This window comes from Miltoncostaea oceani, from assembly GCF_018141545.1.
Classification (GTDB): Bacteria; Actinomycetota; Thermoleophilia; order Miltoncostaeales; family Miltoncostaeaceae; genus Miltoncostaea; species Miltoncostaea oceani.
Map to the genome: position 1 here is coordinate 3,382,849 of NZ_CP064356.1, position 26,808 is coordinate 3,409,656.

Consider the following 26,808-nt stretch of genomic DNA (forward strand, 5'->3'; position numbering starts at 1 on the left):
AGGTCGCGTGTGCGACTCAGCCTTCACGGCCTACCTGTGCGCGGGGCGCCGATGCCGCAGCGAACGTCATCTGAGGGCGCAACGCGGCTGTCACCCCGCACTGAAGCGACGACGGAAGTCGTCCATGAAAGCGTCGAGCCGCGCGAAGTCGGGGAACGTGTGCTCGCGCTCGTAGAACGCCTGGCCGTGGGCGACGGAGTCGGGCTCCGTCCCTGTGTGCCCGAGGAAGAGCTTCTGCTCGTGGTGCAGGAGCTCGTGGAAGAGGAGAAACCGTACGAGCTCCGGTTCCTCGAGGTCGCGGCTATCGAAGAGAGAGTTGATGAAGATAGCTTCGTCGCGGAAGCGGTAAAAGGCCCAGTCGCGGATGGGCTTCGTCGTCCATCTCACGGACCCCGGTGGGCGGGGCAGCGGAATTGGGAACAGCTCCCGGTTGTTGACCAACTCGCCGAGGAGCACGTCGAGGTCGAGCGCCCCGTTCCCGTACGACCAGACCTCCTGAGCGGGTGCGACGGGAAGTCGCAGGCGTCGCTGCTCAAGCGCAACCGGGCGTCCTTCGAGAAGGCGGACCCACTCCTCCCGGACGTCGTGCGCGAACTGGTCGGGTCCACCCCAGACCCTGTCCACGACGCTGGGCTGGAGGTCGTACGCCTCCCTCGTGCCGCGGGAGAGGTCGTCGAAGCCGCGACCGCCCTTCTCGACGATTGCGGCAGCGACAGTCGCCGGATCGAGTGAGTCACGGAGATCGAGGGAGACGAACATCGGCATCGTCTCCGTCTTGAGCACGAACTCCCGAAGACGCGACAGGCTCTCGTCAGGCGGGTGAGGGTGCGGAAGATCGTCGAAGAACCGGCCCCATGATCCCCGGCTCAAAGCATCGACCGAGCCTGCCTCGACCTCCGCGGCGACGCGCTGGTATCCGTCGAGCTCGTGATCGAACACGAGCAACGTCTCGCTCCTCGGTTCGGCCTCCGCCTCGCTGCTCGGCGGGTCGATGCCGATGAGGTAGTAGCCGACTGGGATCCGTTGGAACCGTCGTCCGATGGGCAAGGGATGTGCCTCGCCGAGCGAGAGGGCGAGCGCGACCAGTGGCTCGAGGTCGTACGGCACCAACGGCGGCTGCGGTCCGGGAGTCACCGGCACCTCAGTCCCGTCCAGACCGAGCGATGCGAACGTCACGCGCCACGAGGCGAACTCGCCGAGCAGATCCTGGAAGTCCACGATGTGGGCCTGCTCGGTTCCGCCCATCCTCGGCCCGCGCAAGGCTCGTCCGACCATCTGGCTGAACAGCGTCAGACTCAACGTCGGGCGGGTCAGGAACACCGCGTCCGCCCCCGGGACGTCGATGCCCTCCGTCAGCATCTGGACGTTGACGAGGACACGCACCTCACCTTCCCGGAAGGCACGGATCGCCTCGCGGTTCTCGTCACGACTCCGCGCTGTGTGGACCGCCTCGCAGGCGATACCCCGGTCCTTGAAGAGGGTCGCAAGCACCGTGGCATGGGCGATGTTGACGGCGTACACGATCGTCCGACCGAAATCGGTGGACCGGTCGCCATCGGGACCGTCGAGGTAGGCCTGGAGGATCGACTGGTTCCTCGGCGCCTGCTTCACCAACTGCTTCAGCACGCGCTGCGGGAAGTCTCCGAATGTTTTCTCAATCTCCCCGCGCTCAGCCGCGGTCAGCAGGCCCTCGAGGTCGATCTCCGTCGAGATCGTGTGGGTGATGGGCCTCGCGAGCACCCGCTGCTCGACAAGTTCATCGAATGACACCTCGCTGATGATCGCGTCGGCCATGGAACCACCTCGGGCGCCGAAGAGACGCCCAAGGGTCGCGGTCTGGCCGGCGCCCATCCGCACTGGAGTCGCGGTCAACCCGAGGACCGCGTCGCCTGTCTCGGCGGTCGCCATCTGCACCAGCCGGAACCAGGTCGGCGCGACAGCGCGGTGCGCCTCGTCGAAGACCACCACCACGTTGTTCGCCGTCATCCAGGAGCGGACATTGTCGAGCGTCGCCTTGCGTTGGAGGGACTGCACGGTGGCGATGACGACGTCGTGCATGTCGCTGCCGATGGTCTTGCCGACGCCGTGCCCACCGCCGATCAACCGGAGCCCGATCGGCTTTTCCCGGGCGGCCACCGGAGACCGATCGATAAAGACCCCCGCCGTCTGCTCGAGCAGGTAGACGCTGTGCGTGATCCAGAGAGTCTTGGCGCCCGACGAGATCGGACCGGCCAACAGCCAGTCCACCGCTGTCCGAGTCTTGCCGGACCCCGTCGGCATGACGACGAGCCCCTGCATCCTGAACCCATCGCGATGCCACCGGCGTTCCAGGTCGCTCGTCACGCGTCGCTGATGCGCGAGCAACTGGCCACCGACGGGATCCTCATCGGTCGGCAGGCGCATGAATGACGACAAGGGGCGCGCGTGGCCGTCCGGAACAGAAGACATTCCACTCTCGAGCAACACCTCGAGAAGCAGTGCTCGGAGCTGCGAGGTCACTCGACACCTGCCGAGCTGTTGTGCCTGGCCACGCGCACCGGGGCTCTTGCCGCGAGAGGGGACGAGCCCTGCGGACGCAGCCTTGCCGTATGCGCTCTCGAGGGCGTACGGACTGATTTGAGTCAGTGCGTCGCGCAGGGCGTGCGCGACCGTTTCCCCACGCTCACCCTCGCCGAGGAACTTGACAGAAGGAACGGACGCGAACCGGGTGAGCCACGTCCGCGCGGCTTCGTCGGTTTCTATCTCTCCCGGCACTGCGGCCTCGACGAGGGCGAAGCACACGGCGTCAGGGATCCGGCTCCAACGAAAGCCACGCTCGTCAGTCACGTCTCAGCCCCCTTTGACATGAGAAGTCCGCTTTTGGGACAAACGTACATACAGGTTGCTTGCGGAACCCGGAACGTGTTTCACCTCACCCATGGTCAGCTCTCTGACTCGACGGAGAACCCCAGATGTCTAAGGAGACGTGTGACTTCGGTCCACGCCGCAGCATCCTTCGCATGGTCCGGCGCCGTTCGGTACATCTCAGTGAGGAGGTGACGAAGCGCACGCTCCGCCGGGGTTAGTACGCCCTCGAAGCTCGGATCGAGCAAGTGCCCAGAGTTGGAGGATGAGCAGAAGAGCAGGTAGTCCAGGAAGATCTCCAACTCACGTGCGGGGTCGGAGTCAGAGCCATCGGGCGTTACGGCGATGCAGTTCACATCTCCTCGCCACAACTCCTCGAGAAGGGGCTCGTCCTTCAAGAGGAGCGTCGTCGCGAAGGTCGACTTCTCGGCGACGGAGCCGAGCGCCTGCCGAACGTCGTGGGCGATGCGGTGGAAGTTCTCGTCGGCCAGAGAGAAGCCGACGAACAGCATCCGGCGTGTTATGAGCAGGGCTTGGACGATCCCCGCGAGGGCGGCGCGGCGCTCGGCGTACCGCAGGTAGTCGTCGCGCGTCAGCACGATGTCCTTCGGCTCGGTGACCGTCCCGTGCATCTTCAGGAGCCAGGAGTCGTGGTCAGCCGTCGGCTCGTACGGAAGGACGGCGGGCTGCCTGCCCGCTGCCCTCCAGGCGTTCTCGAACAGCTCGTCGTAGTTCATCGTCGCCGCCTCGCGGACCGGGAGGCCGGCAAGGAGTTGGTGGGTCAACGAGCACCTTGTTCGTCCCAGCTCCACGGCGACTGCTTCGCCGAGCCTCTGGCCCTGCTCCTCCAGACGTCGCTCGATGATCAGCGCACGGTCTGTTGGCGTGAGGCGGCGACGCATCTCGTCGCGCTCGTCCGAAGTGATCCCTGCTCTCGCGGCGAGTCGGTCGAGCAGCTCTCCCCACAGGGGTAGGCCCGCCCCCAGACCCACGCCGGCGCCGAGGAAGAGGACGAGCCGCCCGGCGAGGGCGTCCGCGGCGAGTTCCCGAGCTGTGTCCGCAGAGACAGGGTCGATCCCTGACCAGGGTTCCCCTCCCGCGGCAACGACCTGGCGGCGTGCCGACTGGGCGGCCGCGAAACCGCGTCCATCGCCGGTGACGAGCACGACGTCGATGTCGTTGCGGGCAGCAGCCGTGTCCAAGGTTTCGAGCAGGAGGCGGATCACGTCACCCTTAACCGCCCGCCCGCCACCCGCGCCGGTGCCTACAACGGGGACGGCGACGAGGTGCCGCTCGCGGCAATGAAGAGGCTCGGCCCCCTTAAGGGCCGCGGTCGCCTCCTCCGCGAACTGGCGGACGCCCTCCATGAACCACTCCGGCGGCGTTCGGGCGTGACCTCCGACGTTGACGAGCAACGGACGTGGCGCGAAGGCATCGTGGCCCGGCCACGATGCCACCCTCCGTCCGTCGTTGGACCATCCCTCCGGCAGGGGCGGCACTCCCGCAGGGACGGCGTGCCGCCAGTGGCGCCGCACGACGCCCGTAACGTCGCTCGGGACGAGCCATGCGTCGCAGGCCAAGGCAGTGAGATCTCCGCGTGTGATGAAGACGTGAGCGGAGGAGGTCACGAGACGGAAACCTTGGTCGCGAGGAGGTCCGGCCAGTCCGGAGCCGGAGACCGGTTGAGCCGTCGGGTCCCCGCGATCGTCTCGGGTCGGCGGGCGAGCGCCGTGGAGAGGAACCGGGGGTTCGGCGTGATCCCGACGCGCCACAGATTGAGCCGGTCTGCGTCAAGGCAGACGCCGATGGTCGAGTCAGTGCTCGGGCCCATTCGCGTGTGCCCGTCGATGACCTCCGTCAGGAGCTCGAGGCGGTCCGGCTCCAGGCCGAGGAGGTCGTCGTTGAGCGCCCGCGCGAGGAGGGCCGCGCGCGGCCCATGCTGTGGGTCGTGGTCGTCGTTCTCGCGGCGCATGTCGTGAATCAGCGCGAAGAGGACCACGAGTTCCTCATCCGCTTCCGATTCGGAGGCGACGAGATGACGGCCGACGATCGCGACCTTGCGCCAATGATCCTCGCCGTGGATGTGCGACTCCCGCGCCTTGCCGCCGTGCGCGAGTACCGCCTCAACCCGCTCCAGGGGGATCGTCATCAGTCGCTCTCGGCCATCAGGCGGTCGAGCTCCGCGACCGTCCTCGCGAGCTCGCCGGCGAGGGGACCCGGCGCCCGCTCGGAGAAGACCGCGACCAGGCTCCGGTAGTACCAGGGGGTGTCGGCGTCGCGGTTGAAGCGGGGCCAGAGCTCGTCGCCGAGCACGCGGTAGTCGGCGAGCACCGCGCGGGCATTGTGGACCTTGTCGGCGAGCGAGACGCGCAGGACGCCGGTGTCGGTCGTCTCGGCCAGGTGGTCGAGGTAGGCCTGCTTGCGCTCGCGCCACGGAGGCTTCGGCGTCTCGAAGGTGTCGCTGCACGCCGCGACGATCTCGGCGACGCGCTTACCGAAGCGGTCGCGTATGTCGGCGAGGCGCTCCTTGCCGCCCTGGTCCTCCGGCGCGTCGTGGAGGAGGGCGGCGATGACCTCGTCCTCCGACAGTTGGCCGGCGGCCGCGCCGTCCTCGATCACCAGGGCCGCGACGGCGAGCAGGTGGCTGACGTACGGGGTGTCGGAACCCTTGCGCCTCTGGTCGGCGTGAACCTCTGCGGCGTAGACGAGGGCGTCGCGGAAGCGCGGTCCAAGGACGTCGTTCACGCATCGCCTTCCACGAAGGCGACCTGCCACGGGGGGATCGACACCGGGTCGCCGGTTTCGCCCTCCAAGAGGTCGACGCTGCGCACCGTGGCCAGGCGCTCCGAGGCCCCGAGGTCGCCGCGCTCGGAGTAGAGGTCGAACCAGGGAAGGCCGGCATCGGTGTAGGCCTGCGCGCTCACCGGGTTGGGGGGCGGGGCCTCGCCGGTCAGGGCCGCCCAGTCGGCGACGTGAACGAGGCGCACGTCGGCGCGGCCGCGCCGCGCCGGGTCCCACGTCTCCCAGCCGTAGTCATCCGGGAAGATGTCCTGCCGCATCCGGCCACCGACGCCGAGGCCCATGTCGGCGTGGGTGCTGAAGCACACGGCCTCAGATCCCAGGCGGACGTCCCGCTCGGGTGGGGTGTCGGGGAAGAGCCCTGCCTTCGGCTCGATGACGACGATCTGGATGCCGCCGGTCGCCTCATGGCCCGTGAGCTGTCCCTCCACCGTCACGCCGTCGCCGAGGGGTACGCCGACGAACTGGCGGATCATCCCCTCGCCGGCCTTGACGCCGTCGAGCCAGGGCTGGTCGGGACACACGAGGTAATCCTGCCGACCGGGGCGGATCTCGCCGTCGAGGGGTTCCCCCGAGACGGCGTTGATCCCGCCGACGCCGATCTTCACCGCGCTCGGCCGCCACCACGCGCCCTCGAACGAGATCCAGAGCGCCTCGCGTCGGTACATCGGGAGGATCGTGCGCCCCTCGTGAGCGCGCAGCGGGAACCGGCCCAGGCCGGGCGGGAGCGGGTACAGCCCGTCGTCGTCGGGGATGCGGAGCGTGCGCTGGAACGAGACCCGTCGGTGGGGTCCGACCTGGATCTCATCGTCGGCGAGGCAGGTGGCGAGAATGGCGGACCTCCTGGGAGCGAGCTTCCGGGGAGGAGTCACCGCTGCGGGTGGTCCCTCTTACTCCCCGCGAGCCGAGGGGTGGATCTCGGGCTCGTAGCCGGCGGCGAGGGCGGCCACCGTCCCCGGCGGCGTCAGGAGGTCGACGTCGCCGGTCGCCCGCGGGCGTCGCTCGGCGTAGCCACCCGGCGTCCAGCGGTGGAGCCCGCCGCCCAGCACGAGGAACGGCTCGCCGTCGATAGCGACCATCGCGCCGTCGGGAAGGTCCTCGAGTAGGGCGCGGTGGCGCCGGGGATGCCCGTAGTTGCCCCACCCCTCCCAGCGATCGGCGTGCAGGTGCGCGTCCAGGTCCTTCAACGCGACCGGCTCTCCGCCGGCATTGCCGGCCGACCACGCGTCGCGGAAGCGGGTGAAGGCCTCCCGGCGGCACTCGCCGCAGGGCCGGTGGCCGGCGGCGAGCGCGGTCGCCTCATCGAGGAAGAAGAGCTCGGTGTACTGGCCCGGCGACATCAGCTCGCGCCGACGACCGCCGAACTCGGTGCAGCAGATGATCCACTGCTTCACCCGGTACTGGCGCACCGGCTCACGCTCGTGCTCGTGAAGCCGCCCCCGGTTGCCCATGAAGAGCCCGCGGTCCGGCACGGCGACGATCTCGTTGAACGGGGTGACGCGGTTGCGGAGGGGCATCGGGCACTCTCGGTCGGGAGGGGGCAGGTGAAACGAGCGGGAGCCGGACGTCGAGCGTCTTTGAGGCATCGATCGATGGGATCGCCTTCACGAGGTCCTTCGTATGGTTTGGCGGCTAAGCCTTACCAGGAGCTCCGGTTCGTCAACGTTCCCGGGCGGATTCGCTCGCACGTACCGTGGCCGGAGGTTGCTCTCGATGTGCGTCGGTGGTGAGCTCCCCGCGTGCACCTCGACGACGAGCTCGCGCTGCGGCAGCGCATCATGCGCGGCCTCGACGATCGGCTCGCCGCAACGGGTGGCACGATCAGTCGTACCGAGCTGGAGGACTTCGCGTTCGGGGACGGCGAGCGGCGACGGCTGCTCGACCGCTCACGCGGCATCTGGAACCCGCGTGACCTCCGGGCGACGCTCTCGGTGATCAGCAACCCGAAGGGCCCCTACGACGACCGCCCCCAGGAGGGCGGCCTGTTCCGCTACGCGTACCGCGCCGGGTCGACGGACGGCGACAACCGAAAGCTGCGCCAGGCATACGAGTTGGGGCTGCCCATCATCCTGATGCGGACGATCATCCCCGGCGTCTTCATGCCGGTCTATCCGGTCTACGTGCTCGGCGACGACGTGCAGCGCCGCGAGTTCGTCCTCGCCCTCGACGAAGGCCTGCGGTTCGTGACCGACCCGGAGAACCCCCGCGAGGAGGAGCGCCGCTACGCGGAGCGGGTCGCCTGGCAGCGCCTCCACCAGCCGGAGTTCCGCGTCCGCGTGCTCCGCGCCTACGCGGGGCGGTGCACCATCTGCCACCTCGGGCACGCGGAACTGCTCGACGCCGCGCACATCATCGGCGACCGCCACGAGCGCGGCGAGCCCGTCATCCCGAACGGACTCAGCCTCTGCAAGATCCACCACGCGGCCTACGACCGGGACCTCCTCGGGATCACGGGAGACGGCGAAGTGCACATCAACCACCGCCTCCTGGACGAGGTCGATGGACCGATGCTCGAACACGGCCTGAAGGGGATGCACGGCGCCGCCATCCGTCGGCCATCGCGGCGAACCGACCACCCGGACCCCCAGCGGCTCGACGAGCGGTACCAGCGGTTCCTCTTGGCCGCCTGAGCGGCGGCTCCGCGAGGCGGCGCGGAGGGATCTGGACGGCGGAGACCTCGTCGCCATAGGGTCACGCGCGTGAGGCGGAGAGGACTCACCCCCCGGGGCGCGGTCGCGTTGGTCGCGATCGTCGGCGCCGGCGCGGTCGCCGCCCCCGCAGTCGCCGTGAAGGACGACCTCGAGATGGTCAGCCGCACCTCGACCGGGGTGGGGGCGAACGGCGACTCGACCACGGCCGACATCTCCAGTGACGGACGGATCGTGGTGTTCCAGTCGGTGGCCGCCAACCTGTCCGACGCGGACGACGACACCGCCGTCGACGTCTACGCCCGCGACATGCGGACCGGCGTCACCACCCTCGTGAGCCGCGCGACGGGTGCCGCCGGGGCCGGCGGTGACGACGACTCAAGCGACCCCTCCATCTCCGCCGACGGCCGGTACGTCGTGTTCGAATCGACGGCGGACAACCTCTCGGCCGAGGACGACGACACCGCCACCAACGTCTTCGTACGCGACCTCACCGCGAACACGACGACCCTCGTGAGCCGGGCGACCGGCCTGCTCAGCGCGGCGGCCGACGCGTCGTCGTTCGACGCCGCGATCTCCGCCAACGGGCGCGTCGTCGCGTTCACGTCCGCCGCCGACAACCTCGCCGGCGACGACGACGACACGGTCCAGAACGTCCATGTCCGGGACCTCGTCACCGGCACGACCACGTTCGTCAGCCGCGCCACCGGGGCCGGGGCGCCGGGCGACGGCGACTCGCGCACACCGGCGATCTCCGCCGACGGCCGGTACGTCGCCTTCAACTCCGCCGCCGACAACCTCTCCACCGAGGACGACGACGCCGTCCAGGACGTCTTCGTCCGCGACGTCCTCACCAACACCACCACCTACGTCAGCCGCGCCACCGGCGCCGCCGGGGCCCCCGCCGACGCCATCTCCCTCGCGCCCGACATCAGCGGCGACGGGCGCCTCGTCGCCTTCCAGTCCTCCGCCGACAACCTCTCGGCCGAGGACGACGACACCGTCGAGGACGTCTACCTCCGCGACCTCGCCGCCGGGACCACGACCCTGCTCAGCCGCGGCGCCGGGGCGGGACCGGCGGGGGACGGGCCGTCGGCCGCACCCGTGATCTCCAACGACGGCCGCCACGTCGCGTACTCGTCCGCGGCCGACAACCTCGGCGTGGGGGACGGTCCCGCCGACGACGTCTTCTCCCGCGACTTGCAGACCGGCGCCGTCAGCTACGTCAGCCGCGGCGGCGGGCCCGCCGGGCCGCCGGGGAACGGCCCCTCCTCCGCCCCCGCCATCTCCTCCGACGGCCGCTACGTCGCGTTCCACACCGTCGCCGAGAACCTCGCCCCCGTCATGGGGATCGACCTCAACGTCTTCCGCCGCGACGTCCTCGGACCGACCGCGGCGGCCACCACCCCCGCCAACCTGTGCGCCGCCGTCCCCGCACCGGCGCCGCCCGCTGCCCGCCCGCCCGGGCGTGTGCGGCTCACGCGCCAGCAGATGCGGATCGACCAGAGGATCGGCCAGGCGGCGATCCGACGGCTCGCCGCGATCCAGGCGTGGCTCGACGCGGGCATCGCCGCCCGCGACATCTGCGGGGGCGCGATCGGACCCGCCGACCTCGCGACCGGCATCGTCGCCGAACCCCGGGTCGGCCGCCTCGCGATCCTGTCGGCCGCAACCCCCCGCCCCATCACGCCCGCCACGCCCCGGCCCGGCGGGAGAGCCGTCTTCCGGCTCACCCAGGGCCAGCTCCTCACCAACCAGCGCATCTACCAGGCGGCCGTCCGGAGGGCCAACGGCCTGCGGGCGCGCCTCGACGCCGGGCTCACCGGCGGCGACGTCATCGACGGCGCCGTCACCCAGGGACGCCTGCACGACCGCCTCGCCATCGTGCTCGCCCCCGCCGGGACCCCCGTCCCGCCGTCCGTGACCGTCGTCGCGCCCCCGGGGACCGGCCGGCCCGGGGCGGTCGAGCTGAGCGCCAAGCAGCTGCGGATCAACCAGAAGGTCGCCCAGGCCGCCGTCCGCCGCGCCAACGCACTCACCGCCGAACTGTCGGCCGGCCTCGACGGCGCCGACTTCCGCGACGGCACCATCGGGGCGGCCGACCTGGCGCCCGGGATCGTCGCGCCGTAGGAGCCGGGGAGGGCCCGGCGCCCCCGATGGCGCCGGGCCGAACTCGTCGGGCTAGTTGAAGAACCTCAAGCTGCGGACGCCGAGGGTGGCGGGCTTCTCGCCACGCACGGGCCGCGCCCCCGGCTTCGTCGCGACGGCGATCCGGGTGGGGGTGCGGACGTCGAAGGTCTTCGCCCGGAGGGGGACCCTCACGCACACGACCTTCGACCCGGGGGCCGTGAACACGACGCGCGTCTGGCCGAAGAGGCGGATGCTCCTCGTCCCCGAGAAGATCGACACCTGCACGCGGCTCGCGGCCTTCGACGTGACGCGGACGTTCACGCACTTCGTCCTACTGGCCCGCAGCGCCTTGATGGACACGCGCTTCGGCGCCACGACGGTGGCGAGGCCGGAGCGGATCGTCTGCGGGTTCGGGATCAGGATGTCGGGGCTCATCGTCGCCCACAGCGCCGCCCGCGCCGCGCCCGTCTCCACCACGGCCGCGACGAGGAGGTTGTCGCCCTGGGGGAGGACCGTGATGGCGCGGCCGTCCACGGTCCGCGGCGGCTGGCCGAGGGGCACGACGGTCCCGCCGGCGCCCTTGGCGTTGCCGAGGGTCGCCGCGTAGCCGGCGGTCGTGCCGCCCGACGCGGTGGTGGTGCCGTTGTCGTACCAGGCGACCCACAGGCGCCCGTCGGCGTGGCGCGCCGCCGCGACGTAGGTGTTGAGGGATAGCTCCGCCGGCCGCGCCACCGTGGTCGGGCCCTCACCCGGCGACCACGACACCAGCCGCAGCGGCGCCGTCGGCGTGTTCTGCGCCGCGTACACGACCCGCGCGCCGGCACCCGTCGTGTTCCCCACGAGGGCGACCCGCTGCGTCGCGTTGTTCGCCGGGCTCGCGCTGAGCGGCGCCGCCTGCGGTGAGCCGATCGGCGCGCCCGTGGCCGGGTCGACGCCCTGCAGGTAGATCCCGGCGCCGGCGGGGCCGGCGTTGGAGTACCACGCCACCCAGATCCCCCCGGCGGCGTCCTGGGCGAGCGCCGGGTTGTAGGAGTTGCCGCCGAGCTGCGCCTGCACCGGGGAACCGGGGGCGTCGATGTCGGCCTGGGCTCCGCGCACGATCCGCAGCGCGCCGGCGCCGTCGTCGGCGACGAGCGGCGTCCCATCGGCGAGCGCGAGGGCGTCGAGGACCCCGCCGCGCGTGCGGATCAGCTCGCCCGCCGGCACGACCGGGGCGACGCCCTCCGCCAACGGGTCGCTCAGGAACAGGCGGGTCTGGCCGTCGGGCCGGGTGCCGACGTAGACGGCGCGGACCCCGGTCGGCGTCGCGACGAGGGCCGGACGGGAGGAGATGCTCGTGTAGCCCGCATCCACCGCCGCGATGGCGCTCGCCCCCGCCCCGGGCCGCGCGAGCGTCGGCGCGAAGCCACGCGTCTCGATGGACGTCGCGAGGTCCGTGCCGTCGCCGCCGGGCCACGCCGCCAGCACCCGCGGGCCGTTCTGGATGAGGGCGCCCTGGTCGATCGAGGACACCCGGTCACCCGAGATCTTCGCCCACGGCGTCGCGGACGCGACGATGGGCAGCGCGGCCGCCACGGCGGACGCGACGGCGAGGGCGACGGCGAGGGGGCGCCAACGGGGCAACGGGACTCCTCCTGTGGGACGGACGGACGGCGGGTTCGATTGAACACCGGCGCCCGCCGCCCGCGCCAGACCCGCCCCGCGGCGGTCAGGGAGTCGTCAGCGGATGAGTGAGGCGCATCTCACGCATGACAGCGGTGTCGCCGCCGCCCGGGGACTCCGACGTGGAGATCAGCACCCGTCCTTCTCTCCTCGTCCCGTGCCCAGGAGTTCCCATGTCCCGACCCCGCACACCCCGCTGGAGGGCCCCCGCCGCCCTCGCGCTCGGCGCCCTCGTGCTGAGCATGGCGTTCGCCGCCTCCGCCTCCGCCGCCGAGCGGGCCACGTTCCGCCTGCTCGGCTCGTCGCCGATCTACAACCAGGTCGACGTCCACAAGGCCGCCGGCGGCAGCGTCGCCGTGCGGCCCGCCCGCTACCACTACCGCATCACCGTCGGGACGGACACCACCGAGGAGTCCGGTCACTGCGTCGACCTCTCTCACTACATCGTCACCGGACGCGACTACCAGGTGGACCTCCAGACCGCCGCCGACGCGCCCGAGCTCGGCTCCCCCGAGTTCCTCGCCGCCGGCTGGCTCCTGTCGCAGGAGGACGACCTCATCGCCGCCGCCGCCGACCCGGCCCTCGAGGCCGGCGCGATCCAGGTGGCCGTCTGGCAGCTCTCCGGCCAGGCCCGCGGCCTCGACGCCCCCACCAGCAGCCCCGCCCTCAACGCCCGCGTCACCGCCCTGCGCACCCTCGCGATGGGCCGGCAGGTCGCCTCCGCCCTCGACGTCGCCATCGAGGCGCCCGCCAGCGGCACCTGCGTCAACCGGGACGCGCTCGTGCGCGTCACCGGCACCCCCGGGGCCGTCGTCGACCTGTCCGTGACCGAGGGGACCGGCACCGTCGCCCCCGCCCAGGTCGTCATCGAGGAGGACGGCAGCGCCGTCGCCGCGGTCCGCGGCACCACCATCGGCTCCGTCACCGTGTCCGCCACGACGTCCGCGCCGACCCTGCTGCGGGCCACCAAGCTCAGCGGCCAGACGACCCCCCAGGACCAGCTGCTGCTGCGTCCCGGCACGCTCACCGACACCGCCACCCAGGCGTTCGTGAACTGCGACGTCGGCTCGTTCTCGCCCCTCGCCCCCGCCGCGCCGTTCGTGCCGCCCGCCCCCGCCACCCCGGTGACCCCGGCGGGCCCCGCGGCGCCGGTGATCGCCCTCGACATGGACAGCCCGCGCATGGCGGCCCCCGGCGGCATCGCCGTCTACACCCTGCGTGTCACCAACAACGGCGCCCGCACCGCCACCGGCGTGCGCGTACGCCAGCGCCTCGGCTCCGGCGTCGCCGCCATCAGCGGGCGCGGCCCGAAGGGCTCGACCGTGAGGGTCGCGAAGGGCGCCGCCGCGTGGAAGCTCTCCGCCCTGAAGGCGGGTCGCTCGGCCACCCTCACCCTGCGGGTCCGCGTGGGCCGCAAGGTCACCGGCGGCATCGCCCGCAGCAGCGCCTCGCTGCACGCCGGCGCCCGGTCGGCGACGGCCTCCGGCACCACCGCGATCGTGCGGAAGGTGGGCAAGACCGAGCAGGGGTTCTGACGGATGCGGCGACGGGCGGGCGCCAAACGCCCGCCCGTTCGGCGAGCACCCTTGGCCATCACTTAGCCGACGGGCCAAGGGCATTCCCCCCGGGGATCTGCCAACCTCGTTTCCCGGTCGGTCCGTGCCGATGTCGACCGGGCAACCCACGCACCCGAGGGGGAACCGATGAGCAGTGTCATCCTCGATCCCGCCGCAGAGCTCGAGCGGGCGACCAGCGACTACCTCGCCGTCTCCCGCAACTCGCACCTCTACGCGACGACCGCCGACTACGAGCTCGCCGAGCGCAAGGCGTGGGAGCGCATGGCCGAGGCCGCGGCCGCGGTAGAGGCCGCCGGCTGATCCCGGACCCGAACGCAGGCTGACACGGGGGGTCGGCGCCGCAGGAGCGCGGCGCCGCCCCACCTGTCAACATCACCCCATGGCCGAGCTGAACTGGGATGAGCGCCCCTCCGATCTGCGCGATCCCGTCATGGTCGCCGCCTTCGGGGGATGGAACGACGCCGCCGCCGCCGCTTCGAGCGCCGTCGTGTTCCTCGGCGAGAAGTTCGCCGCCACCCGGGTCGCCGCGATCGACCCCGAGGAGTTCTACGACTTCCAGGCGACCCGCCCGCTGATCGACCTGACGAGCGGCGACGGCAACGCCGCCGTGGTGTGGCCCGAGGTCGAGGTGCTCGTCGCCCGGCCCGCCGACTCGTCGCGCGACTTCATCCTCGTCGCCGGCGCGGAGCCGTCGATGCGGTGGCGCGCCTTCTGCGGGATCCTCCTCGACGCCGCCGGCACCCTCGGCGTGCGCCGCGTGGTCACGCTCGGCTCCCTCCTCGCCGACGTCGTCCACAACCACCCGATCCGCCTCACCGGCATGGCGTCCGACCCGGCGTTGATCTCCGGCATGAACTTCCGGCCGCCGAGCTACGCCGGCCCCACCGGGATCGTCGGCGTGCTGCACCATGCGGCCACCGAGGCCGGGTTCGAGAGCGTCTCGATGTGGGCGCCCGTCTCCCACTACGCCGCCGGGCTGACGAACGCGAAGGGCAGCCTCGCCCTCATCCGCGCGCTGGAGCGCGTCACGGGGATCGACGTGGAGGCCGGCGACCTCGAACGCGCCGCCGACTCCTTCGAGAACCAGGTCGCCCGCGCCGTCGAGGCCGAGCCGCGACTACGCCAGCTCGTCGAGCAGCTCGAGGACGCCGCCGAGCGTGCCGGCGACGGCCCCCAGGAGGACCTTCCCACCGGCGACGAGCTCGCCGCCGAGCTGGAGAAGTTCCTCCGCGAACGGGACGACCCGGCCTAGCCGGTCCCCTCCGCCGGCCGTCCGCGGCGGCGGTCCCACCGGGAGCCGGGGCGCGCGGGACGGATCGCCCCGACCAGGCCGACGGGCCACAGCAGGAACCCGACGACCCCCGTCACCCACTTGCCCTTCGCCAGGCAGACCACCGCCGTGACCACCGAGAGGGCGTGGTAGGCGACGATCGCGACGCCCCCGGCGGGGTCGGCGCCCGAGATCACCCGCCCCCAGAACGGCGCGCCCAGCGCGACCATCGTGATCAGGACCGTCGCCACGATCACGGCGTCGATGGAGCGGCGGCCCTCCTCGGTCCAGTAGACGTCGCGGAGGTGCAGCCACAGGGCGTACTCGTCGAGCACCAGGGCGGCGCCCACGCCGAACGCCGTCGGGATCAGCCACCACAGCCACCACGGCGGATCCGGGTCGAACGCGATCTCCGTGAACCCCGCCCCCAGCAGGAGGAAGATCCCCGGCACCAGGTGGTGGATGCGGGTGTCGCCGAGCGACAGGTTGCCGGGGCCGATGCCGCGGCGGGTCATGTGGGCGTACCCACGGACGCACCCGAACGTCACGAGGAACGCCAGCAGCACCATCTGCGCCGGCCGGAACCCGGCGCGGACGACCTCGTCGTCGAACGCCTGGACGACGGGGAACGCATCCGACAGCCGGTCACCCATTGCGCGGACGCTACTCGCCGGCGGGGGGCGCCTTGTAGGACCACGTGTACCGCTCGTCGCGCTTCAGCTCGTCGCCCGCCCACACCTTGCGGGTGTACGCCACCGAGAACGCCGTCCCCTCCACCGGGTCGCCCGTCGTCTCCGTCGCGACGCGGCGCCCCAGCTTCGACGAGTACATCCGCACCGTGATGCCCGAGTCGTCGGCCTCGGCGGTGATCAGGAGCCCCGCCGGCCAGTCGTTCTCGAAGACCATCTCCGGGCCGCCCCACGACACCGTCGCCTCACGCCCCGGCGGGTACCGCGTGATCCAGAACTCGTGGGGGGTGTGGGTCACGATGCGCATGCCCGCGAAGAACGCCGCGTTGAACGTCGTCGTCGAGACCTGGCTGACCCCGCCGCCGACGGCGTCCTCCAGCTCCCCCGCGTTGATCTGCGGCGCCGGGACGAACCCGCGCGCGCGGGTCCGCTCGCCGAGCACCTCGTTGAGGGAGAACGTCCCGCCCGGCGCGATGACGGTCCCGTCGAGGATCTCGGCGGCCTTCCGGATGTTCGTCACCCGCGGTGCACAGCAGGTGTAGGGGGTGCGGAACTCGCTCACCTGCTCGCGGATCCGCAGCCGCTGCGCGTCGGCCGTGGAGCGGGCGGGGGCGACGGCGGTGATCGCGACGCGCACCGGGCGCGTCCCCGTCCGCGCCTCGATGCGGCGGGCGAGGGTCGCGGCGTCCAGCTCCCGGCCCTCGGTCGCCGCGAGCACCCGCACGCGGCCGCCGGACACTGCGAACGTCGCCGAGCGCGCCTCGCGCAGCACCCCGTCGTAGGCGGGCGCCACCGCCGCGGCGATCGTCGCGGGGTCGAGCTCCACCGCGATCCCCCCGCCGTCCGCCGCCGGGAACCGCAGCGCCGACAGGAGTGTCGGCCGGTCCACCGTCGTCGACCGCCCGCCGCCGGTGACGCGCACCTTCCGGGACACCATCCGCAGCGCCGTGGCACGGGCCTCCTGCGCCTGGGCGTCGCTGACCGTCGGCTCCACCACCACGACGGGGAGCTCCACCCGGCGCGCCAGGGTGCCGAGGCGCCGCTCCAGCGCGGCGGGGTCCACCGCGCGGCCCGCCTTCGCCGGCGTCACGACGACCCGCCCGCCCCCGACGCCGACCCGCGCGGGACGCCCCGGGGTGTCGACGGCCGCCGTGACGCGGGCGACGAGCGCCCTCGCGCGTGCCGACGTGACCCGGTACCGCAGCGGCACGTCACGACCGGCCTCCCAGCCCACCTCGGCGCGGATGCGGTTCCACAACGACGGGGTCTCGAGCGCGGTCTGCACCGCCAGGCGCGCCCGCGGCACCGGGCCGAGGTCGCCGACGGGGACGGACATGGGGAAGCCGGGCTCCCCCTCGAACACGATCTCCACGTCGCCGGTGGGGTCGGGCGCGCCGGCGAGCACGGCGCGCTCGGCCTCCGACGCGCTCAACCCCCCGACGTCGACGCCGGCGATCGTCACGCCGGCGGGCACGCGGTCGGAGGGGGCCGAGGCGACCCGCACGGCGACCAGCCCGACCGACCCGAGCAGGACGACGAGACCGGCGATGACGGCGACGAGGGTCTCGGGGCGTCGTGGACGGGGGAGGCGCACGACGGCCCAGTGTGCCACCACCCGCACCCCGGCCCGAACGGCCGGGTCCCGCCGGCCCGGCCTAGTGTCCCGATTCGGAGGTTCGTCTGCAGTTCCCGAGCGAATCGCAAGCGAGGCAAGGACGCAGGTCAGGCCCGGTATCGGGAATACCGGGCCTGCCGAGGACGCAGCATCGCGCCGCGATGCAGCCGGGAAGTGCCACCGAACGTCCGCATCGGGGCACTAACGGCGGGCCGGCACGCCCTCCCGGAGGGCGTCGCGGACGCGCCGGAGGCCGTCGGCGGCCATCCGCTCCGCCGCCGTGCGCAAGCGGTGGCGGGCGACGAGCGCGTCCAGCTCGCGACGGCTCCGCGCCGCCGCGACCCGGGCCCCGGTGCGCTCGTACCGGGCGACGGCCCGGCCCGCGCGACGCGACGACGACGGGTCGCGCCCCGCCGCCAGGTGCGCGCACGCGGCGGCGGCGAGGTCGTCGAGCACCGCCTCGGCGGCGGCCCGGGAACGGCGCAGCGCGGTCCGGCGGGCGGACGCACCCGCCACCACCAGCAGTCCGACCGCGAGGGCCACCACGATCAGCTCGACCACGTACCGAGGGTAGCGCGGGACGGCCCGGCGGTCATGCGCAGGGGCCGGTGCCCACCGGGGTGAGCGGCCCCGCCAGCCCGCGGCGGATCGGTCCCGGCGGCACCGCCGCTCCCGAGTCGCCGTCGGGGCTGCCGCCGAAGATCATCGCCACCACCCGGCCCGACGGGTCGACGACCGGCCCGCCGCTGCTGCCCGGTCCGAGGCTCCCCGCCGTGACGACGACGCTCCGGGCACCGGCGCCGTCGCCGTAGGCGTCGGGCGCGAACACCGTGCGCGGCCCCGCCGCCGTGACGGTCTCGGCGGTGAGCGCACCGCCGCCGGGGTAGCCGAGCAGCACGACCGTCTGGCCGGTCCGCGGCGCGTCGCCGAGCGGCAGCGACGGCAGGCCGAGGCCGTCGATGCGCAACAGGGCGACGTCGTCGTCGCCGTCCACGTGGACCGCGCGGGCCGTCAGCGTGCGGCCGTCCGGGGTGATCGCCTCCGTCGTCGCCTGGCCGGCGACGACGTGGGCGTTGGTCGCCACGAGGTCGTCGGCGACCACCCAGGCGCTCCCCTGCTTCACCAGCCCGCAGGCACGGCCGCGCAGCTGCAGCACCGACCCCTGGGCGCGGGCCGCGGTGGCGCTCGCCGAGACCGACGCGTCGGGGGGCGGCAGCACCGCCGCGGGCAGCGGCAGCAGCGGGAACGGGTCGACGCGGGCGAGGGCGCCCAGCACCCGGTCCGGCGGGAGGGCGCGCAGCGCCGCGCTCAGGATCGTGGAGCGCTGCACCTCGCCGCGCAGGGCCGCCACCCGGTCACCCGGCTGGTAGAGCGCGACGGCGGCGATCAGCCACGCCAGGGCGAGCCCGAGGAGCGCGCCGACCACCAGCCCCCCGGCGCGGTCGAACCGCCGGGCCGACCCGTGCATCGCGCGGCGGCGCAGCGGCGCGACGAGGGTCAGCAGCACCGCCTGGACCAGGGTCGCGCCGACGATCGCGCCCCCCAGGGAGACGAGCGGCAGCCACACCGACTCCCGCCCGTCCGGCAGGGCCAGCGGCGCGAGGCGCGAGCCGGCGATCGCCCCCGCCGCGAGCCCGGTGAGGGAGACGACCTGCTCGATCAGCCCGCGCGACGTGCCGAACAGCGCCCAGATCACCATCCAGGCGATCACGATCCCGTCGACGGGCGTCACCGGGGCGCCCGCCCGCGCGTCCGCCTACGCTGGGGTCGTCGTCCCCCCAGAGCACGGAGGAGCCGGTGGCCGAGGACCAGGAACCCGTCCACGTCACGATCTGGAGCGACGTGGTGTGCCCGTTCTGCAACGTCGCCCGCGAGCGCGCCGCATGGCTGCGCGACGCCGGGGCGCGGGTCGAGTGGCTCCCGTACGACCTCCACCCCGAGTACCCGCCGGAGGGCATCGCCCGCGCCGACCTGATGCGGCGCTTCCCGCCCGGCGCGGAGGACAACGTGCGGCGCATGAACGAGGAGGCCGGGCTCGCGTACAACCCGCACCCCGAGCGCATCCCCAACACCCGCCGCGCCCTCGAGCTGATCGAGTGGGGCCGCGCCCAGGGGGTCGGCGACGCGCTCCACGAGCGGGTCATGGACGCCTACTGGACCGAGGGGCGCGACATCAGCGGCTGGGACGAGCTGGAGCCGATCGTCGCGGAGGTCGGGCTCGACCCGGCGCAGGCGCGCGAGGAGGTCGACGCCGGGCTCTTCCGCGACGCCGTCGACGCATCCACCCGCCACGCGCAGCAGGCGGGAATCTCGGCGGTCCCGGCGTTCGTGCTCGACGGCCGCCTGCTCGTGAGCGGGGCGCAGCCGCACGAGGTCTTCACGCGGGCGCTGGAGCAGGTGGCGGCCATGCGCGCCGAGGGTCCGGCGGGCGGCTGACCGGGGCATCCGGGGAGTGTGGCACGCCCCGTGCCGGGCGCGGGAGCCCCCCGGCATGGGAGATTCCGGCGGGACGCCGTCGGAGGAGGACAGGTTGTGGAGGATCTACCCGCGCCCGAGGACATGCGGGGGATGACCGTGCGTGACCGGCACGGGCTGATCGCCGGCCGCGTCGTCGACCTGTACGTCGACGCCGCGACCGGGACGATCCGCTACATGGGCGTCGCCGTCGGGCGACGCGTGCGCGGCCAGGCGCTGGTGCCGCTGGACGACGTGGTCGCCACGTCGGACCCGCTCGACGTGGAGCTGCAGGTGCCGTACACCCGCGCCGAGGTCCGCTCCGCGCCGGTCTGCCCCGACGCCGGCGCCCCCACCGTGGCGGTGGAGGTCGCGGTGCGCCGCCACTTCTCCCAGGCGGGTGCGCTGCGGGAGGGCCCGGACACGCCGCTCGCGGACGTCGGCGGCGAGCCGGATCCGACGCTGGTGCGGACGGTGCGCTGGGGGACGTGACGGCGGCCGGCACGCCCTCGGGGCGATGCCGGCACGGACGCGTGCGGAGGTGCGTCCGGCCCGGGGGTCAGGATGGGTGGCGTTCGCAGCCGGCATCCGATGTGTGGAGGTGGCGACATGCCCGCCGACCTGAACCGCGTCACCCTGGTGGGGCGCCTGACGCGTGATCCGGAGCTGCGCCACACCGGTGGCGGGGACCCGATCTGCTCGATCCGCCTGGCGTGCTCGAGCCGTGGACGCGGCGACGACGGCCAGTGGACCGACAAGCCCAACTACTTCGACGTGACGGTCTTCGGCCGTCAGGCCGAGACCGCCTCGACGTACCTCGCCAAGGGACGGCGGATCGGCGTCGACGGTCGCCTGTCGTGGCGTGAGTGGCAGGCCCAGGACGGCAGCAAGCGCCAGTCCGTCGAGGTGATCGCCAACGACGTCTTCTTCCTCGACAGCCGCGGCGACGGCGAGGGCGGCGGCGGCTGGCAGGAGCGGCGCAACGCCGACGACCTCGCCCCGGTGGGCGCCGCGGCGTCCGGCGGCGGCTCGTCGAACGGCGGCGGCGCGGCGGCCGGGGACACCGACATCCCGTTCTGACCGACCCCCGCCGGGGCGCCCGCGGGCGCCCCGGCGGACGGGCGGTGCCGGGCGGCGTCGTCAAGAACGCGGGGGGCGGTGCCGAAGCCCACTGTGTGCGTATCGTCGCCGTCTCCCGGCTACGGCCGGGCATGCGGCTCGGTCGGCCCGTCTACTCCTGCTCGGGCGGGGCGCGGCTGCCGCTCCTGCAACCCGACGCCCTCGTCACCGACCGGGTGCGTGCCGGGCTCGAGCGCGCCGGGGTCTTCGCCGTCTACGTCGACGACGCGGTGTCGGAGGGGATCACCCCCACCGAGCCGATCTCGCCCGAGCTGCGGGACCGCGCGGTGCGCGAGCTGGGCAGCACCTTCACGTCGATCTCGGCGAACGGCCGCTCGACGCGCATCCACGGCGAGCAGATCGAGCGCCTCGGCGGCGTCGTCTCCGCGCTCCTGCGGGAGCTGCGGCAGAGCGGCCACATGGTCTCCGCCCTCATGGACCTCCAGTCGTTCGACGCCCACACCCTCGGCCACTCGCTCAACGTCTGCGTGCTCGGCCTCATGCTCGGCGACGAGGCCCTCCGCCGGCACGGCTGGACCGACGGGCGCGGCAACGTCCGCCGCGACGGCATCGACAGCCGCCTCGAGAAGCTCGGCCTCGGCCTGCTGCTCCACGACGTCGGCAAGCTCCTCATCCCCGCCGAGATCCTCCAGAAGCCCGGGCGCCTCACCGACGACGAGATGGACATCGTCCGGGAGCATCCCCAGGCGGGCCTCGACCTGATCGAGGAGGGGGCGTTCTCGTCGCTCTCGCGGGTCGCGGTCATCGGGCACCACGAACGGCTCGACGGCAAGGGCTACCCCCACGGCCGCGGCGAGGACCTCCACGTCCACGCCCAGATCGCGGGCATCGCGGACGTCTACGACGCCGTCTCGTCGATGCGCGTCTACCAGGCCCGCCGCCCCACCCACGAGGCGTGGGAGCTGGTGCTCAGCCTCGCCGGCACGGCCTTCCCCCTCGACCTGGTCCGCATCTTCAAGCACACCGTCGCCCCCTACCCCGAGGGCGTCGCCGTGCAGCTGAGCGACGGCCGCCGCGGCCTCGTCTCCCGGGTGCGGCGCGAGCACATCAACCGGCCGACGATCCGCGTCACCCACGACCCCGACGGCGCGCCCGTCACCGCCTACGAGTTCGAGCTCGCCGACGCGTGGGACGTCGTCATCTCCGACACCCTCCAGGACCTCGACGGCCCGCCGGACGCGCCACCCGATCGCACCGCCGCCGTCAGCGACGAGCGGCACGAGCAGCAGCTCGCGAGCATCACCGGCTGACGCCGGGCCCCCGCCCCCTCAGCGCCAGGCGCGCGAGACGACCTGGCCGCGCCCGCGGGTCGGCGCCCACCGGGTGACGTAGGCGCGCCGGTGGCCGAGCGCCGTGGTCCACAGGATCATGTTCGGGCTGTTCAACGTCGCGAGCGTCCGCACCCGGCCGCCCTCGATGGGACGCAGGCGCAGGTACGAGCTCGACGCCGCCTGCTCGACCCAGAGGATGCGGCCGTCGGAGAGCGACGGGTTGACCTGCAGCCCCGTCACCGACGACGCCACCACCCTCCCCGCCCCGAGGCGCGCGACCGACGTGATGCGGATCTGCGACCGCCGCCCCGCCGCGACGTGCCAGGCGATCAGGCCGCCCCGCAGCGCCGGGCGGCCCAGGTCGATCCCCCGCCCCGCGGGCGCGACGAGGCGGGTCACGCCGGTCACCAGGTTCCGCAGCTCGAGGCGCTGCCCACCCGACGGGGTGAGCCGCACGTAGGCGATCCGCGGCCAGTCGATCGCCGGCTTGGAGAGGGGGCCGTCGACGCGCGCCAGCTCCTTGCCGGTGCGCCACGCCACCACCCGCAGGCCGGTGGCGTCGACGTAGGCGAGCCGGGGGCCGTCGAGGGCGGGGGCGCGGGCGCCCTCGTACCGCACCGGCCCGGCGCCGGGGGCGCGCACCACCACCGCCGGCCCGCCGGCGTCGAGCACCCCCACCGCGACGGCGGCGCCCGACGCCGCCGGGTCGTAGGCGCCGCTCAGACCCGCCTGCTGACCGGCGGCGGGCGCCGCGGCGGCGGCGAGGACGGCGGCGACCGCCAGGGCGGACCTCAGCACGGGACCCCGGTGTCGACGTACATCACGCAGTAGACGCGCCGGCCGGGGCGGCAGTAGCCCCGCAGCGAGGCGTCGCCGTTGATGCGCACCCGGCTCGTCGAGCAGCAGTCGGCGAGCTTGCGGATCTGGTTGTTGCAGCACCGGTACCAGGCCCCCTGGGTGCGCGTCTCGACGCCGTGCCGCGCGGGCACCCAGTCCTCGCAGATGCGCGTGCGCGGGGCGGGCGTCAGCGGGCTGCCGTCGGGGGCGAGCAGCAGGTTGCCGGCGGGGTCGACGGGGCGGCCGAGGGCGTCGATGGGGCGGCCGAGGTTGTCGATCGGCAGGCCGTCGTGGGGGCGCAGCGGGAAGCCGCGCGCGTCGATGCGCGGCAGCTCGTACGGGCTCGGGCAGGAGCCCGTCGTCCACGTGTGGCCGCAGAAGCCGTACCAGCCCTCGCGCGTCAGGCGGGTGCCGCGCACCACCCGGCGGCGGCGTCCCTGCGCCGCGGCGGGCGCCGCCCCGACCACCGCGAGCGCCGCGGCGGCGACGGTCGCGAGGAAGGAGCGGCGGGTCGCGGTGCCTGCCAGGCGGCGCGACAACCCCTCCGCCGCGCGGTTGACCTCGTCAGAGGGCCGCGGCACCGAGGCGCTCCTCTCCGAGCGCGATGAGCTCCTCGATCTGCTCCAGCGTGTTCACGAGCCCCTTCGCGACGACGACGCCGTCGATGACGTGGACCACGAACGGCGTCCCCGGCACGGCGAAGCGGGCGAAGTCGGACGGGCGCTCGTACTCGTCGACCCGGTGGACGTCGTGGCCCTCGCGCTCGATCGCCGCGAGCGCGGGGACGAGCTGGGCGCACAGGCGGCAGCCGGGCGAGGAGAACGCGACGAGCTCCGACCCGCGGCCCCGAAGCTCCTCGAGGGCGGGGACGGGGGCGCCGAGGGGCGGCCCCTCCTCCTCCAGCTCCAGCGCCGCGCGGGGGCCGAGGCGCGCCTCGAGCACCCCCACCTGCCGGTAGAGCGCGAGCACCAGCACGGTCAGCACACCCACCGCCAGCGCCAGCACGGCGAGGGCGGCCGCGACGAGCGCCTCCTGCGGCGGCCACGCCCGGTCGAGCGCCCCCGTCGCGACCAGGGCGCCGGCCGCGGCGAGGGCGAGGGCCCGCGCGACGAGCAGCGCCACCGGACGCTCGCGCGTCCCGCCGAAGCACCCGCACCCCGTGCGGCGGCGGCCCCGGAGGCGCATCGCCCCGAGGGAGCCCGCGAACACGAGGCCGAGCACGGCCACGCCGACACCCGCGGCGCGTGCGGTCGCCGGCACGAGCAGCAGCACCGCGAGGGCCGCCTCGACCACGACGAGCGCGACGGCGACGGCCGGCCGCAGGCGCGGTGGGACGCCGTGGTCGCCCACGGCGGCGACGAGCGCGCGGGGGTCGCGCACCTTGGCGAGCGCGGCGCCCGCGAGGACCGCGGCGACGATGATGCGGAGCGTCAGGTCCACCGGCGGCCGACGGTATCAGTGGGTGCGGCCGGTGCCGTCCCCATCGGGCGGATCGTGGACGAACGCCACGACGAACGCGCCGGGACCGGCGTGCGTGCCGACCGTCGGGCCCACCTCGCCGGTCAGCTCCGTCACCGCCCGGGGCCGGACGCGCGCCACCAGCTCCTGCAGCTCCGGGATCACGTCGGGCCGCCGCGAGTGGGCGTAGGCGACGTGCAGCACCCGGTCGGGGTCGGAGTGCGCCACCACGAACTCCTCGATCGCCGGCAGCACCCGGTGCGCGCCGCGCACGCGGGAGTGGGGGGCGACCTCCCCGTCGAGGATCTGCAGGATCGGGCGGACCCGCAGCAGCGATCCGGCGACGGCCTGGGCGCGGCCGATGCGCCCGCCGCGCTGGAGGTACTCGAGGGTCTCGAGGCTGAACACGGCGCGGTGGGCGGCGGACAGCGCCCCGACGAGCGCGACGGCCTCCCCGGCGGTGACGCCCCGCGCGAGCGCCGCCTGGAGGCGCAGGGCGATCAGCCCGAGGGCGACGGTCACCGATCCGCTCTCGACGACGGTGATGCGGGAGTCGTCGATGCGGGCGGCGACCTCCCGGACCCCGTCGACGGTCCCCGACAGGCGGCGCGACAACGGCAGGGCGATCACGGTCTCGTGGGTGGCGAGGGCGTCGCGGAGCACCTCCTCGACGACCACCGGCGACGGCTGGGCGGTCGTCGGCAGGCGGTCGGCGCGTTCGAGGCGCGCGTAGAACCCGGCGGCGTCGATGTCCACGCCGTCGGCGAGCGTCTCCGACCCGAACGTCACCGGGATCGGGATGACCCGCCACGACGGGGGGCGCACGTCGGCGGGGACGTCGCACGACGAGTCGACGACGATCGCGGTGGTGGCGGCGTCGAGCCGCCGGCCGGGGTCGATCACTCGACGCCCACCGCGAGGGCGGGGGCGGCCTGGCCGCCGTCGTGGGCCTCCACCTCGACGTCCCCGTCGCCGGCGGCGGCACGGACCCAGCCCTCGACGACGGCCGGGTCGACCCCGGCGTCGCGGCCGACGAGCACCGTCACCAGCGCCGGGCCGCGCCCGGCCAGCACCGGGGCGAGCGCGCCGGTGAGGGCGTCGCGCAGGGCGTCGCCGGCACCGTCCACGTCGATGGCCGCGACGCCCGCGGCGGCGTCGCGCATCGCGGCGGCGACCTCCCCCGCGTCCCCCGACGGGTCGAGCTCGACGAGGGCGGCGAGCAGCGCGGCGGCCGACCCCGCCTCGACGACCTCCGCGCCCCCGGTGGCGCGCGCGTCGGCGGCGTCGGCGCCGGTGGCGAGCACCACGACGCCCGCGGGGGCGAGCGCGGCGATCGCGGCGGCGACGGCGGCGGCCCCGCCGCCGGGGGCCAGGGCGTGGGCGCCGAGCCCCTCCGCCAGCTCGCGCACCCCGGCGCCGTCGGCCACCAGGACGGCCGCGCACGAGGACGGCGTGGCGTCGCGCGGGGCGAGGCGGGCCGTCCGGGCGGCCTCCTGGCGGCGCATGTCGTCCCAGCGCACCGCGTCCACGGCCCCGATCGCACCCGCCGCGGCGGCGGCGCGCTCGGGGGCGTCGGTGTGGATGTGCACCTTGGCCTGCCGCGCGTCGCCCATCACCAGCAGGCTGTCGCCGTGGGCGCGGAGGGTCGCCTCCAGCGCGTCGAGGTCCATGCCGGCCCCCTCCACGAGGAAGGTCGTGCAGTACCGGTGGCGCGACGGCGGGTGGTCCGCGGCGGGGGCGCGGGGCGCCGCGCCGCCGGGGGCGGCGGGCGGCTCGCGTCCGGTCAGGGCGGCGGCGACGCCCTCCAGCAGGATGGTGACGCCGAGGCCGCCGGAGTCGACGACGCCGGCGGCGGCGAGCACGGGCAGCAGCGACGTGGTCTCGGCCACCCCGTCGCGGCCCCCCGCGAGGGCGGCGTCGAGGACCGCCGCCAGGTCGGTGCCGGCGCCCTCGGCACGCTCGGCGATGCGCCGGGTGACGGTCAGCATGGTGCCCTCCACGGGCGCGCGGACCGCGCCGTACGCGGCGTCGCTCGCGCCGCGCAGGGCGCGGGCGAGCGCGGCGCCGTCGAGGGGTCCGTCCTCCGCCGCGAGGGACTCGGCGGCGCCCCGCACGAGCTGGGAGAGGATCATGCCGCTGTTGCCGCGCGCCCCGACGAGGGCGGCGCGGGAGAGGGCGGCGGCGCGCTCGGCGCGCGCCAGGCCGGTCGTGGCGGCCGCGGCGTCCTCGACCGCGGCGGCGGTGAGCAGCATGTTGGTGCCGGTGTCGCCGTCGGCGACCGGGAAGACGTTGAGGTCGTTGACCTCGTCCACCCGGGCCGCGAGCGCGGCGCGGGCACCCGCCAGGACGCGGGCGACGTCCTCCCCCGACGCGGGGGCGGTGGCGGTGCCGGGGCCGCTCATCGCATCCACCCT

At 74.1% G+C, this 26,808-nt stretch carries 25 protein-coding genes; 9 read left to right on the forward strand and 16 right to left on the reverse strand.

Annotation, left to right across the window (positions count from 1 at the left end; translation table 11 throughout):
• Positions 1-90 precede the first annotated feature (90 nt).
• The 6 genes from IU369_RS17250 to IU369_RS17275 all read right to left on the reverse strand — a co-directional run bounded on the left by IU369_RS17250 (position 91) and on the right by IU369_RS17275 (position 7,160).
• Complete coding sequence (locus IU369_RS17250; protein WP_217922219.1) at positions 91-2,826, reverse strand: DEAD/DEAH box helicase; 2,736 nt, start codon at positions 2,824-2,826, stop codon at positions 91-93.
• 95 nt (positions 2,827-2,921) lie between these two features.
• Positions 2,922-4,211 (reverse strand): SIR2 family NAD-dependent protein deacylase, encoded by a 1,290-nt coding sequence (locus IU369_RS17255; RefSeq protein WP_217922220.1) that lies wholly within the window; start codon positions 4,209-4,211, stop codon positions 2,922-2,924.
• Positions 4,212-4,468: 257 nt separating this feature from the next.
• On the reverse strand, positions 4,469-4,993 hold the full coding sequence (locus tag IU369_RS17260; RefSeq protein ID WP_217922221.1) for an HD domain-containing protein: 525 nt from the start codon (positions 4,991-4,993) through the stop codon (positions 4,469-4,471).
• Positions 4,993-5,589 carry an HD domain-containing protein gene (locus IU369_RS17265; protein WP_217922222.1) on the reverse strand — a complete coding sequence of 199 codons (597 nt, stop codon included), beginning with the start codon at positions 5,587-5,589 and terminating at the stop codon, positions 4,993-4,995. The genes IU369_RS17260 and IU369_RS17265 overlap by 1 nt, the downstream gene beginning before the upstream one ends.
• Positions 5,586-6,515, reverse strand: coding sequence for a hypothetical protein (locus IU369_RS17270; RefSeq protein WP_217922223.1), 930 nt, complete (start codon positions 6,513-6,515; stop codon positions 5,586-5,588). The genes IU369_RS17265 and IU369_RS17270 overlap by 4 nt, the downstream gene beginning before the upstream one ends.
• An 18-nt stretch (positions 6,516-6,533) precedes the next feature.
• Complete coding sequence (locus tag IU369_RS17275) at positions 6,534-7,160, reverse strand: hypothetical protein (protein ID WP_217922224.1); 627 nt, start codon at positions 7,158-7,160, stop codon at positions 6,534-6,536.
• 222 nt (positions 7,161-7,382) lie between these two features.
• Here IU369_RS17275 and IU369_RS17280 point away from each other — a divergent pair, with 222 nt between their 5' ends.
• Both IU369_RS17280 and IU369_RS17285 read left to right on the forward strand, forming a co-directional pair.
• Entirely contained in the window at positions 7,383-8,273 is an 891-nt protein-coding gene (locus IU369_RS17280) for an HNH endonuclease (RefSeq protein WP_217922225.1), read from the forward strand.
• Positions 8,274-8,342: 69 nt separating this feature from the next.
• The gene (locus IU369_RS17285) at positions 8,343-10,421 is read left to right on the forward strand and encodes a TolB family protein (RefSeq protein ID WP_217922226.1); all 2,079 of its coding nucleotides are present in this window, start codon (positions 8,343-8,345) and stop codon (positions 10,419-10,421) included.
• Positions 10,422-10,472: 51 nt separating this feature from the next.
• Here IU369_RS17285 and IU369_RS17290 read toward each other — a convergent pair whose 3' ends face one another.
• The gene (locus tag IU369_RS17290; RefSeq protein WP_217922227.1) at positions 10,473-12,044 is read right to left on the reverse strand and encodes a hypothetical protein; all 1,572 of its coding nucleotides are present in this window, start codon (positions 12,042-12,044) and stop codon (positions 10,473-10,475) included.
• Positions 12,045-12,256: 212 nt separating this feature from the next.
• Here IU369_RS17290 and IU369_RS17295 point away from each other — a divergent pair, with 212 nt between their 5' ends.
• From IU369_RS17295 to IU369_RS17305, 3 genes are all read left to right on the forward strand, one after another.
• On the forward strand, positions 12,257-13,618 hold the full coding sequence (locus IU369_RS17295; protein ID WP_217922228.1) for a DUF11 domain-containing protein: 1,362 nt from the start codon (positions 12,257-12,259) through the stop codon (positions 13,616-13,618).
• 168 nt (positions 13,619-13,786) lie between these two features.
• Entirely contained in the window at positions 13,787-13,960 is a 174-nt protein-coding gene (locus IU369_RS17300) for a hypothetical protein (protein ID WP_217922229.1), read from the forward strand.
• Between the two features lie 79 nt (positions 13,961-14,039).
• Positions 14,040-14,912 carry a PAC2 family protein gene (locus tag IU369_RS17305; protein WP_217922230.1) on the forward strand — a complete coding sequence of 291 codons (873 nt, stop codon included), beginning with the start codon at positions 14,040-14,042 and terminating at the stop codon, positions 14,910-14,912.
• Here the strand turns inward: IU369_RS17305 and IU369_RS17310 are convergent.
• From IU369_RS17310 to IU369_RS17325, 4 genes are all read right to left on the reverse strand, one after another.
• Positions 14,909-15,583: a hypothetical protein gene (locus IU369_RS17310; protein ID WP_217922231.1), complete on the reverse strand. Its 675-nt coding sequence runs from the start codon at positions 15,581-15,583 to the stop codon at positions 14,909-14,911. The genes IU369_RS17305 and IU369_RS17310 overlap by 4 nt on opposite strands.
• A 10-nt stretch (positions 15,584-15,593) precedes the next feature.
• Positions 15,594-17,231, reverse strand: coding sequence for a VanW family protein (locus IU369_RS17315; RefSeq protein ID WP_217922232.1), 1,638 nt, complete (start codon positions 17,229-17,231; stop codon positions 15,594-15,596).
• Between the two features lie 204 nt (positions 17,232-17,435).
• Positions 17,436-17,795 carry a hypothetical protein gene (locus tag IU369_RS17320; RefSeq protein ID WP_217922233.1) on the reverse strand — a complete coding sequence of 120 codons (360 nt, stop codon included), beginning with the start codon at positions 17,793-17,795 and terminating at the stop codon, positions 17,436-17,438.
• Between the two features lie 31 nt (positions 17,796-17,826).
• On the reverse strand, positions 17,827-18,966 hold the full coding sequence (locus tag IU369_RS17325; RefSeq protein WP_217922234.1) for a CvpA family protein: 1,140 nt from the start codon (positions 18,964-18,966) through the stop codon (positions 17,827-17,829).
• 65 nt (positions 18,967-19,031) lie between these two features.
• Between IU369_RS17325 and IU369_RS17330 the strand changes: the two genes are divergently transcribed.
• The 4 genes from IU369_RS17330 (at position 19,032) to IU369_RS17345 (ending at position 22,078) form a co-directional block, all read left to right on the forward strand.
• On the forward strand, positions 19,032-19,670 hold the full coding sequence (locus IU369_RS17330) for a DsbA family oxidoreductase (RefSeq protein WP_217922235.1): 639 nt from the start codon (positions 19,032-19,034) through the stop codon (positions 19,668-19,670).
• A 132-nt stretch (positions 19,671-19,802) separates the two neighbouring features.
• Entirely contained in the window at positions 19,803-20,180 is a 378-nt protein-coding gene (locus IU369_RS17335) for a PRC-barrel domain-containing protein (RefSeq protein ID WP_217922236.1), read from the forward strand.
• A gap of 117 nt (positions 20,181-20,297) precedes the next feature.
• Positions 20,298-20,768: a single-stranded DNA-binding protein gene (locus IU369_RS17340; protein ID WP_217922237.1), complete on the forward strand. Its 471-nt coding sequence runs from the start codon at positions 20,298-20,300 to the stop codon at positions 20,766-20,768.
• 131 nt (positions 20,769-20,899) lie between these two features.
• Entirely contained in the window at positions 20,900-22,078 is a 1,179-nt protein-coding gene (locus IU369_RS17345; protein ID WP_217922238.1) for an HD-GYP domain-containing protein, read from the forward strand.
• Positions 22,079-22,096: 18 nt separating this feature from the next.
• Here IU369_RS17345 and IU369_RS17350 read toward each other — a convergent pair whose 3' ends face one another.
• From IU369_RS17350 to IU369_RS17370, 5 genes are read right to left on the reverse strand one after another with little or no spacing between them, the layout of a single operon-like run.
• A complete protein-coding gene (locus tag IU369_RS17350; protein ID WP_217922239.1) occupies positions 22,097-22,897 on the reverse strand; it encodes a hypothetical protein in 801 nt (266 codons plus the stop codon).
• A complete protein-coding gene (locus tag IU369_RS17355) occupies positions 22,891-23,517 on the reverse strand; it encodes a hypothetical protein (RefSeq protein ID WP_217922240.1) in 627 nt (208 codons plus the stop codon). Before IU369_RS17355 ends, IU369_RS17350 begins: the two co-directional genes overlap by 7 nt.
• Positions 23,501-24,376: a MauE/DoxX family redox-associated membrane protein gene (locus IU369_RS17360; protein WP_217922241.1), complete on the reverse strand. Its 876-nt coding sequence runs from the start codon at positions 24,374-24,376 to the stop codon at positions 23,501-23,503. Before IU369_RS17360 ends, IU369_RS17355 begins: the two co-directional genes overlap by 17 nt.
• 15 nt (positions 24,377-24,391) lie before the next feature.
• Positions 24,392-25,297 carry a DegV family protein gene (locus IU369_RS17365; RefSeq protein WP_217922242.1) on the reverse strand — a complete coding sequence of 302 codons (906 nt, stop codon included), beginning with the start codon at positions 25,295-25,297 and terminating at the stop codon, positions 24,392-24,394.
• On the reverse strand, positions 25,294-26,796 hold the full coding sequence (locus IU369_RS17370; RefSeq protein ID WP_217922243.1) for a DAK2 domain-containing protein: 1,503 nt from the start codon (positions 26,794-26,796) through the stop codon (positions 25,294-25,296). Before IU369_RS17370 ends, IU369_RS17365 begins: the two co-directional genes overlap by 4 nt.
• Positions 26,797-26,808: the final 12 nt, after the last annotated feature.